This is a genomic window from Rhodococcus sp. EPR-134 (genome assembly GCF_001647205.1).
GTDB classification, from domain to species: Bacteria; Actinomycetota; Actinomycetes; order Mycobacteriales; family Mycobacteriaceae; genus Rhodococcus_F; species Rhodococcus_F qingshengii.
Map to the genome: position 1 here is coordinate 1 of NZ_LVCT01000372.1, position 9236 is coordinate 9236.

At 59.2% G+C, this 9236-nt stretch carries 11 protein-coding genes and 2 pseudogenes; 7 read left to right on the top strand and 6 right to left on the bottom strand.

Translation table 11 applies throughout. The features are described 5' to 3' along the window. From A2J01_RS16835 to A2J01_RS16860, 6 genes and pseudogenes are all read right to left on the bottom strand, one after another. Window positions 1-185, bottom strand: a pseudogene (locus A2J01_RS16835) (MaoC family dehydratase N-terminal domain-containing protein); the annotation flags it as partial. A gap of 27 nt (window positions 186-212) precedes the next feature. Continuing rightward, window positions 213-998, bottom strand: a complete 786-nt coding sequence (locus A2J01_RS16840) for an SDR family oxidoreductase (RefSeq protein WP_256938604.1) — start codon at window positions 996-998, stop codon at window positions 213-215. Further along, the gene (locus tag A2J01_RS16845) at window positions 991-1866 is read right to left on the bottom strand and encodes an SDR family NAD(P)-dependent oxidoreductase (RefSeq protein ID WP_030537576.1); all 876 of its coding nucleotides are present in this window, start codon (window positions 1864-1866) and stop codon (window positions 991-993) included. The genes A2J01_RS16840 and A2J01_RS16845 overlap by 8 nt, the downstream gene beginning before the upstream one ends. 1 nt (window position 1867) lies before the next feature. Then, entirely contained in the window at window positions 1868-2998 is a 1131-nt protein-coding gene (locus A2J01_RS16850; RefSeq protein WP_054826992.1) for an NAD(P)H-dependent flavin oxidoreductase, read from the bottom strand. Then, window positions 2995-3753 carry a CoA-transferase subunit beta gene (locus A2J01_RS16855; protein ID WP_042446091.1) on the bottom strand — a complete coding sequence of 253 codons (759 nt, stop codon included), beginning with the start codon at window positions 3751-3753 and terminating at the stop codon, window positions 2995-2997. The genes A2J01_RS16850 and A2J01_RS16855 overlap by 4 nt, the downstream gene beginning before the upstream one ends. Continuing rightward, window positions 3750-4613, bottom strand: coding sequence for a CoA transferase subunit A (locus A2J01_RS16860; protein ID WP_007733364.1), 864 nt, complete (start codon window positions 4611-4613; stop codon window positions 3750-3752). Before A2J01_RS16860 ends, A2J01_RS16855 begins: the two co-directional genes overlap by 4 nt. Window positions 4614-4773: 160 nt before the next feature. Between A2J01_RS16860 and A2J01_RS16865 the strand changes: the two genes are divergently transcribed. The 7 genes and pseudogenes from A2J01_RS16865 to A2J01_RS16885 all read left to right on the top strand — a co-directional run. Further along, window positions 4774-5406 (top strand): TetR/AcrR family transcriptional regulator, encoded by a 633-nt coding sequence (locus tag A2J01_RS16865; protein ID WP_064113158.1) that lies wholly within the window; start codon window positions 4774-4776, stop codon window positions 5404-5406. Further along, window positions 5403-6449 (top strand): phosphotransferase family protein, encoded by a 1047-nt coding sequence (locus A2J01_RS16870; protein WP_042446088.1) that lies wholly within the window; start codon window positions 5403-5405, stop codon window positions 6447-6449. Before A2J01_RS16865 ends, A2J01_RS16870 begins: the two co-directional genes overlap by 4 nt. 317 nt (window positions 6450-6766) lie before the next feature. Next, window positions 6767-7561, top strand: coding sequence for an IclR family transcriptional regulator (locus A2J01_RS16875; RefSeq protein ID WP_007733367.1), 795 nt, complete (start codon window positions 6767-6769; stop codon window positions 7559-7561). A gap of 74 nt (window positions 7562-7635) precedes the next feature. Further along, window positions 7636-7971 (top strand): TetR family transcriptional regulator, encoded by a 336-nt coding sequence (locus tag A2J01_RS36885; protein ID WP_231915809.1) that lies wholly within the window; start codon window positions 7636-7638, stop codon window positions 7969-7971. After that, window positions 7968-8171 carry a hypothetical protein gene (locus A2J01_RS36890; protein WP_231915810.1) on the top strand — a complete coding sequence of 68 codons (204 nt, stop codon included), beginning with the start codon at window positions 7968-7970 and terminating at the stop codon, window positions 8169-8171. The genes A2J01_RS36885 and A2J01_RS36890 overlap by 4 nt, the downstream gene beginning before the upstream one ends. Continuing rightward, a complete protein-coding gene (locus A2J01_RS36895) occupies window positions 8168-8407 on the top strand; it encodes a hypothetical protein (protein WP_007733370.1) in 240 nt (79 codons plus the stop codon). The genes A2J01_RS36890 and A2J01_RS36895 overlap by 4 nt, the downstream gene beginning before the upstream one ends. Window positions 8408-8534: 127 nt before the next feature. Next, a pseudogene (locus tag A2J01_RS16885) lies at window positions 8535-9236 on the top strand (hydroxylase); the annotation flags it as partial.

The following is a 9236-nucleotide window of genomic DNA, read 5'->3' on the forward strand; positions in this document are numbered from 1 at the left end:
TCCGAGCCCTCTGTCTGCCAGAGGAGGGTCGTGGTGAGAAACGTCGGGGGCACTACCGGGAACTCGTCTTCGACATAGTTCCGATTGCTCGAATACGTGGCAACGGCGAACTCACGAATCTTGCCGCGCTCGATGTCCATACGGAACGGGGTGCCCGTGATACCTAGTGACTCTTTGTCGACCACAGCTTCTCCTTCAGAGCCCATGGGTGGCTATGCATGTTGGCTACTTACCGAAACGACTTCGCCCGTCATGTACGACGAGTAGTCGCTTGCAAGAAAGACCATGACGTTGGCGACCTCCCACGGCTGTGCCGCACGACCGAAAGCCTCACTCTTGCTGAGCTTTTCGAGCAGTTCGTCGCTGGTCACCTTGGCAAGGTGAGGATGCATCGCGATGCTCGGTGCAACCGCGTTGACCCGGATTCCGTGCGGTGCCACGTCGAGGGCAGAGCATCGTGTGAGCGCCATGACGCCGGCTTTCGCTGCGGCGTAGTGCGACTGCCCTTCCTGCGCACGCCAGCCGATGACCGACGCGTTGTTGACGATCACCCCCGACCCTCGTGGAATCATGACTCTCAACACTGATCGTGTGGTGCGGAAAGTGCTCGTCAGGGTCACATCGAGTACCGAACACCACTGCTCGTCGGTCATACTTTGAATGCTCGCCGTCCCGCCGAGGCCTGCGTTGTTGATGAGGACGTCGATGGATCCATACTCGGCAACCACCCGATCGACCATTGCGTCGATCTGCTGATTGTCCGTGACATCGCAAGGAACAGTGAGTGGGCGGGTGCCGAACTCGGACTCGATGCGGTCGGCGGCCGCGATCAATCTGCGCTCATGCCGGTCACTGATCGCCAGTCGGGCACCTTCGGCAGCAAAGCGTTGTGCCGCTGCGAATCCGATTCCAGTTCCCGCTGCTGCTGTCACCAGAACGGATTTGCCTTCAGCAAGGCCGTGTCCCGGACCAGGGATCGGCGCAGTCGTCTCAGACAATTTCACTCATCGCCTCTGTCAACTCTTCCACCGTCCATCGCGAGTCTCTGGCGATGGTCTTTCCGTACTGCCACCCGAGAAACTGGCGGACTTCGCCGCCTTTGGCGTAAAACACCTGACCAGTGGCGGGGCACTTCTCGGTGAGCAGATAGGCCACAACTGGCGAGACGTTGCCTGGATGATAGGTGTCGAATGTACTCGGATCGTCAGGTGCTGCAACAAGTTCCTTGATACCGGGAACGTTCTCGGTCATCCGTGTCCTGGCCACAGGCGTAATTGCGTTGACTCGCACACCGTATCGGGCGACCTCCTGTGCGAGGATCGTTGTCAACGCTGCGATCCCGGCCTTCGCGGCGCCGTAGTTGCTCTGACCGACGGCACCGAGCAGCCCGGAGGTGCTCGATACGTTCACGATCGACGCCGCGACGGTTTCGCCCGACTTCGAACGCTCGCGCCAGTAGTTGCCGAATACAGTGCAGGGCGCGAATGTAGCGCGTAGTTGTCCCGAGATCACGTCGTCCCAATCGGCCTCGGGCATGTTCAGAAACATTCGATCACGCAGGATGCCGGCATTGTTGACCAGGCCGTCGACCGAGCCGAATGCCTCGAGGGCCAGGTCCAGGAGTTCGCTCGCGCCGTCGATCGTCGTGACGTCCGCGACACTGGCAACTGCGATTCCTCCGGCCGCGACGATTTCGTCGACGACCGATGCCGCAATACTGATGTCGTTTCCGTGCCCGTCCGGTCCGGCGCCGGTGTCGTCGACAACCACTTTTGCGCCTTCGGCCGCAAGTAGCAGGGCGTGCTCCCGGCCCAAACCACGACCGGCGCCGGTTACTATGATTACTCGATCTTTCAGCTGATTCATTTCAGTTCGTTGTTCCTTTCACGTTTTCAGTTGACAAGACTCGACTGTCCAATTCGGGTGCGGGTGTGAGTCGAGCAAGGACGGCCTCCGCGTCCTGCATGATGCGTTCGACGAGTTCTGCGCTACTGGGGATGTCGTCGATCAGTCCGACGACCTGCCCGGTCGCCATGACTCCGATATCCGTGCGGCCGTCGAGGAGTGCGGATCGGTACAGCATCGGTGCGTTGGCGGCCATCACAACTTGCCGCCAGCCGAGTTCGTGGCTCTTCCGCATTTCCAGGCCTTCACGTATCAACTTCGACCAGGGTGTTCCCGAGAGACGTTGGAAAGCAACAGCATTGCGGGCAGCACGTAACATGCGCGTCGGTCCGTGGCTTGATTCGAGTTGATCGATCGTTCCTGCGCGCAGCACACGCTGAGGAACCCCGTCGATCTCGAGTGTGACCACGGTGTCGTTGACCGACTTCGAGAGATAGACATCTTTGACTGCCTGAGACACCGGCGAATCGCTGGTGAGCATGAAGCGAGTCCCCATCGCGATTCCGTCTGCACCGTAGGCGAGTGCTGAGACGAGACCTCGGCCGTCGAAATATCCGCCTGCCGCGATCACGGGGATGTCGACGGCGTCGACTACCTGTGGCAGAAGCAAACTCGTGGGGACTGCGCCTGTGTGTCCGCCGCCCTCGCCGCCTTGAACGACAACTGCGTCAACTCCCCACGCTGCAACTTTCTCGGCATGTCTGCGAGCTCCGATCGACGGCACGACAACAAGGCCTGCATCTTTGAGTCGGCCGATCAGCGCCTGGTTCGGTGCGAGCGCAAAGGAGGCGATCTTGACCCCCGATCGAATGAGAAGTTTGATTCTGCGATCGATGTCGTCCTGGTTGGCTCGCAAGTTCACGCCGAATGGTTGGTCGGTGCGGTCTTTGACGTAATCGATGGCGCTGACGAGTTCGTCGTAGGTCAGCATCGCCCCGGCGATGATTCCCAAACCGCCGGCTTTGGTTGTGGCCGCCGTAAGTCGGGCGTCCGAGACGTACCCCATGCCGGTCTGCACAATCGGATACTTCACACCGAAGAGTTCGCAGATACGGGTGTGCAGTGGCCCGGTACCTGAGTTCGGCACGGTCATGCCGGTACTTCCTTGTCACGTAGGTTCCGTGGATCGATGACGTTGCGAATCAGGTCGAGTTCCTCGCTTGTGGGGGTTCGAGTAGTGGGTACGGCTTTGGGCAGGTGGAGTTCGAACCCGGTTGCGGCTACTACTTCGTCGACGGTTACGCCGGGGTGAGTCGACACCAGACGCAACTGTCCGCTATCCGGCTCGAAGTCCAGAACTGCGAGATTTGTGACAACTCGTCGTAACTCGTGGTATCGGCTGGCCGACGGTCCGGCCTTGCGTGCATTGTCGTTTCCGACACCGGAAACCATGTCGACCTGTGAAGTGAGAACGCGTGCACTGTGTTTCGGCACCCAGTAACTTGTCGGGTGATGCACGGTATTGCTCGGCGCTCCGCGGACTCCCAAGAGTTGCACTGTCGGCCGCGAATGATCACCTATCGCGGAGATGTTGCAGTTCCCATAGGAATCGAGCTGCGTGGGAATCATCATGATGTGCCGTTTGCCATTCCAGACGAGATTGAAGATCTGGTTGAAGGGCAACCACGATTCGACCTCGCCTGCCGGAGTTCGGTCGACGGCCCACGTGCCGCGCACGGCTGACGCTTCTCCGTCGGACAAAACGAGATCGGGTTCGAAAGTGTGACGCGCCAATCGCACACCGATTGCAGGTATCACGCCGAATGCGCTCGCGATCACTTCACCGTTGCCTCGGTACGCCTCGGCGCACGCGATCGCGCAGACCTCTGCCCGAGTGGCGTCACTCATGCCGGCACTCCTTCGAATTCCGCAGCGACGAGTCTCTGGTAGTCGGCCTCGGAGCCGGACAGATATCGGTCGACGAAGCGTTGCCAAGCTTCTGGATCTTTTGCTGCAGTGGCATATTCGAGTTGGAAAGCCTCGTCACGATCGTAGTCGGGTACGCAGGATGTGAAATGCGCACCACCTGGAGCGTGAACGACTCCCGATACAAGCAACCGGGGAATTCGAATCGTCGACGGATGTGCATCCGCGGTCAACTCCGCAGTGGGAACCACTTGTTCGCAAGAGACATAGACCGATTCGGCAGCCAGGCAGAACAGGTCGTCGAAGTACAGGTCCGGCCCGAGGTATTGGGCATTGCCATGCATGTCCGCGCGGTTCATATGTACCAGCGCGGCATCGAGGGGGAGCGCCGGCATCGCAACCAATGATTCGCCCGCATAAGGATCGACGATCGTCTGCAGTTCCGGATTCACCCGGAGGACGTCGGAACCGAGTCCCGCGCGAGTCGGCAGGTAGGGCATACGGATCCCGGCCGCGTACAGGCCCCATTGGAGCATGCCCTCGTCGTATTCGCTGACCTCGATACGACCAGCCTGTCGGGCTGCTCTGAAGTGAGGGTCCAGGGGGATCGAGTCCAGCGAGACGAAACCGAACACAACCTTTCGAACCTTTTCGGCTGCGCACAACAACCCCACATCAGCTCCGCCGTACGACACAACGGTCAGATCGGTCAGTTCTGACTTGAGGATCTCTCGGATGAGTGACATCGGCTTCCGGCGCGAACCCCACCCGCCGATTCCGATTGTCATTCCCGATCTCAGTCGACTTACGACATCTGCTTCCGACATTGTCTTGTCCGACACGCGTCCGTCCTCTCCTGGTATTTCACGAGCGCTCAAAGTCTCGTATCAAACGTTTGCTACGCGGTACGGAGCGACTGTAGCAAACGTTTGATTCGCGGTATAGAGTCAAAATTGCAACCTCGTCAGAGGTGACACGTGAAGACTCGTCAGGAGGACTTGAATGGAATGGTCGGATCGTCACGACTTGATACTCGAACAGGCTGCAGAACTGTTCGCCACCAAGGGGATCGCGGGCACCAAAGTTCGCGATATCGCTGATGCGGTGGGAATTCTGTCCGGAAGCCTTTATCACTACTTCCCATCGAAGGATGCAATCGCGAATACGATTGTCACACAATATCTTCAGGCGCTCACGAGCGCATACGGGTCGATCCTGGAATCTGCCGGTGACCCACGTACTCGCCTCGGTTCGCTGGTTCGAGCTTCGTTTCAGGTCAGTCAGGCGCACCCACACGCCTCCGAGAGCTATCAGAACAACAGCACCTATCTCCGGAAACTTGACTCCTATCACGACATCCGTGAGGCCGCCCGTAGCACCAAGGACGCCTGGATCGCTGTTATCGAATCCGGAATGAGCGCAGGCGAGTTTCGATCGGACCTGCCGGCGGAGATTCTCTACGGACTGATTCGCGACGCTGTGTGGTTGTCGCTCCGATGGTTCAGCCCCACAGAGGAGTTCGGTCTTTCAGAGCTCGCCGATGCCGTCGTTTCGGTGTTTCTCGACGGCATCGATGCGCCGCTGAAATCAGCATCTGTCGGAAGTGGTCCCGCGCGTGAGGGTGTGAGGTCGTGAACCTGGCACCGCAGGGCGACAACGGTTTGTGTGAGCCCCTGGTGGCGGCGTGGTTCCGTGAGTATCTGCCCGATGCCACGCAAGGATTGCTCGAATTCGAACGGATCGCCGGTGGACGCTCGAACCTGACTTACTCGGTGAGCGACGAGGCAGGTTCTCGATGGGTGCTACGTCGACCCCCGCTCGGAATCAGGCATGCATCCGCCCATGATGTAATTCGCGAAGCTGACATTCTCGAGCGACTGCAGAACGTGCCGGTTCCGTCACCGATCGTTGTAGGCAAGTGCATTGACGAATCTGTGACTGGTGCTCCGTTCTTTGTCATGGACTTCATCGACGGCGCAGTCCTGCGTGATCCGGAGGTAGTACGCGCGAAAATCCCGTACGAAACGCGAGCCGGATTGGCCGCGGAACTGGTTCGCAATCTTGCCGCCCTGCACTCGGTCGACCCTCGTGAGATCGGATGGAATGCTCTGGCCGATCGGACGGACTACATCGATCGTCAGTTGAATCGGTGGTTGCGGAACTGGAAGGGTGATCGTGTGCGAGATAGCCTCGACCTCGAACGCACACATGCCAAGTTGTCTCGAAATATTCCCCCTCAGTGCAGTAGCAGCGTCGTGCACGGTGACTTTCGCCTTGACAACTGCATTGTCGGCGCCGACGGCGTGATCGCCGGAATACTGGATTGGGAACTGGCCACGGTGGGTGACCCCTTGGCAGACCTGGGCCAACTGTTGGTCTATTGGGCCGAACCCGATGACGATGTTTGTGCATTGGAGAATGCTCCGACTCGAATCGAAGGTTTCCCGTCGCGCGATGAGCTGTTGGACGTCTATATCTCTGCGGCCCAACAAGATGCGGACTTCAATATCGACTTCTACATTGCGTTCAACTGGTGGAAGATCGCATGCATTGTCGAGGGTGTGTACAGCCGCACGCTACGTGGCGCGATGGGCGAAATCGAGCGGTCGGCGGAATCGTTCGGCGCCCAGGCGGACAGGCTTGCGGCACAAGCGTGGCGAATGGCCCAACGGATTTGACGGAAATCTTCCGTGCGACTTTCTGGTCTAGTGGAATATGCCTCCGGGGCAACGTATTTCGCCCTTCTCTGTTCATGTTGCGGCGTTAACGTCCACCGTGATCCTTCTGTGAATGCTCCTGAGGTTTTTCTCTTCACACCCGATGTCAACATGGCACAATTTGTCACACTGAGATCGTTCGAACATCCGACGGTGACGGACGGCCTGGTGTCGCGGTGCTGTTGCAGCGGGCCGTAACCAGTAAGCCCGGTAGCGCTTTTCGGCTCCACGTGCCCCACATGCACCATAAATTGTGGGAATGACTTCAAGGAATTCGCATGCAAGCTTCCGCTCGTGCAGACGCTACGACCCCGGCGGGGTTCCTGGATCGACTGGCGTCGGTCATGGATGCTTTCGAAGTGTCCGGACAGCTCACTCTCAGTCAAGTTTCGCGAATTACCGGCTTGCCTCGTTCGTCGGTGCATCGCATGCTCGAGCAGCTCGTCGCCAAGAAGTGGCTCCGGCGGGATGGCACTGATTACTGCCTTGGAATCAGATTGATGGAGCTGGGAAGCCTTGCAATACAACAGGATCGATTGTATTCGGTCGCTTTGCCCTTCCTCCGCGAGTTGCATCGAGTGACCGGACTGGTAGTGCAGTTCGGAGTGCTGGACGCGCCGGATGTCGTTTACCTCGACAAGATCGGCGGAATGCTGTCCGGTGTAGTTCCTACTCGTGTCGGCGAACGTTCTTCGGCCGACAGGTCGGCTCTTGGACGTGCGCTCCTTGCGTTCGGAGGCTCCCCTGTGGGCGCTGAAGCGCCGATGACTCTAAGGCAGGAACTCAGTCGAATACGTGATACCGGCGTAGCGTACGGCGCGGGGCTGTTGAGTCCCGGCCTCAATTGCGTTGCTGCACCGGTTGGGCCGCAAGGAAACGCGATTGCTGCCGTTGCTGTTTCCGGTCCGTCCGCGATGCTCAAACTCGACTACCGAAGTGCGGTACCTGTCCGCCTTGTAGCGTCATCGATTTGGGGGGCGGTTGGCCAAACTGCGACACATTTCGATGTTCAACGCACCATGCGTGAACTGCGAGCGTTGCCGTCGGCGGGACCCAGGCGTATGCGTTCGTGAACGTCGATGATCCGTAGACTTGGTCCTGCGCTGCCGCCTCGAATCGCGTCAAATGGCGATGGGGGTGAGACGAGGTGGCCTGGCGTCTCGATGTCCAGCCGGTGGCGGAACTGATCGAAGGCGAAGTGGACGGTACATGGCTTCCGCAGCCGATGCCAGGGTTCTTCCTGTTCGACTCCGAAGCACGGTGGCGCACCGTGCGATACTGGCATGAGCATGGTTCAGTGTCTAACTCCCCGTCGCTCACCCAACGGCGGAAGGAGCAGGCAAATTTGGAGATATCACGTTGTGCTGCAGAGCTTTTTGTCCTTCGCGGCGAGAATCCGGTGACCGCCGAGGGCATTGCACGCGCAGCTGGAATCGGACTTCGCACGTTCTATCGATACTTCGGACGAAGGAAGATGCGGTGAGGCCGATACTCGCCAACGGGATCGACGAATGGCTCGGGTATATCGCGTCCAGTTCGCCGGGTACGCCTGTTGTTCAGGTGATGGCATCCGCCGCCCGCGTCGCACTGAATTCACCTGCCGCAACATCCGATGCGATTGCGTTGATTCGCCGACTTCAAAGGATTGTTCCTGGCGATCCGGCGCTTCGGAACGCGTGGTGAGCTTGGTCAACGACACCGAGACTGCTTTGGTGCTCGTACTGCGTGATTTGATGGGACCCGGCGCAGACCCACTGGAAGTGCGTTTGCTTGCAATTGCAGCGAACACGGCCCAGCGGATGGCCGTTGTCGCGTGGGTTGACGGGGACTCCCCGGCGTATGGCGACGGCTCGCCTGCGGAAGTTGCGATGAGGTGTATTCGCATTCTGACCGCGGGACTGGGGCACGTGTCGACCTGAACGCCACTGGCCTTGTCGCATTCGTATTGATCGGCGCTGAACGAACTGGCCGTTCTACTTCCGCATTTTTCTAGAACGTGTTCTACTTTATTGAAGGTTGGCGGGCTATCAATGGAGGCGGAAGATCATGGGTCAGGTTCTGGACAACATCTCACAGTTCGCCGACGAGATCCGCGCCGACGGGGTCGAGGGTGACAAGCTGATGCGCTTGACGGACGGCAGCGCGAAGCGTTTGCGCGACTCCGGCGTCATCCGGATGTTGCAGCCGAAGGAGTTCGGTGGCCTCGAGGCGCATCCGCGTGAATTCGCCGAGACGGCAATGGCTATCGGTGCGATGGATGGTGCCACGGGCTGGGTCAGCGGCATCGTCGGTGTGCATCCGTGGGAGCTTGCGTTCTTCGACCGCAAGGCTCAGGAAGAGGTGTGGGGAACCGATCCCGATACGTGGATGGCGTCGCAGTATGCGCCGATGGGTGTGGCGAGGCCGGTCGAGGGTGGGTACATCCTCAACGGTCGTTGGTCGTTCTCGTCCGGTACTGATCATTGTGACTGGATCATGATCGGTGCGATGGTCGGTGACGAGTCCGGTAAGCCGTTGATGCCGCCGAAGATTCTGCACGTGCTGTTGCCGCGTTCGGATTACGACATCGACCAGGACAGCTGGAATGTCGTGGGTCTGCGCGGTACGGGGTCGAAGGATCTGATCGTCAAGGATGCGTTCTTGCCGACGTACCGCACGATCGACGCCGGAAAGGTGTACGACGGGACGGCGTGGAAGGAAGCGGGCCGTACGGAGACGTTGTACAAGTTCCCGTTCTCGTGCATTTTC

Bases quoted from the DNA above. Each gene is read 5' to 3' on its own strand.
- A2J01_RS16845 (WP_030537576.1), bottom strand. From the start codon at position 1,866: ATGAATCAGCTGAAAGATCGAGTAATCATAGTAACCGGCGCCGGTCGT.
- A2J01_RS16850 (WP_054826992.1), bottom strand. From the start codon at position 2,998: ATGACCGTGCCGAACTCAGGTACCGGGCCACTGCACACCCGTATCTGC.
- A2J01_RS16855 (WP_042446091.1), bottom strand. From the start codon at position 3,753: ATGAGTGACGCCACTCGGGCAGAGGTCTGCGCGATCGCGTGCGCCGAG.
- A2J01_RS16865 (WP_064113158.1), top strand. From the start codon at position 4,774: ATGGAATGGTCGGATCGTCACGACTTGATACTCGAACAGGCTGCAGAA.
- A2J01_RS16875 (WP_007733367.1), top strand. From the start codon at position 6,767: ATGCAAGCTTCCGCTCGTGCAGACGCTACGACCCCGGCGGGGTTCCTG.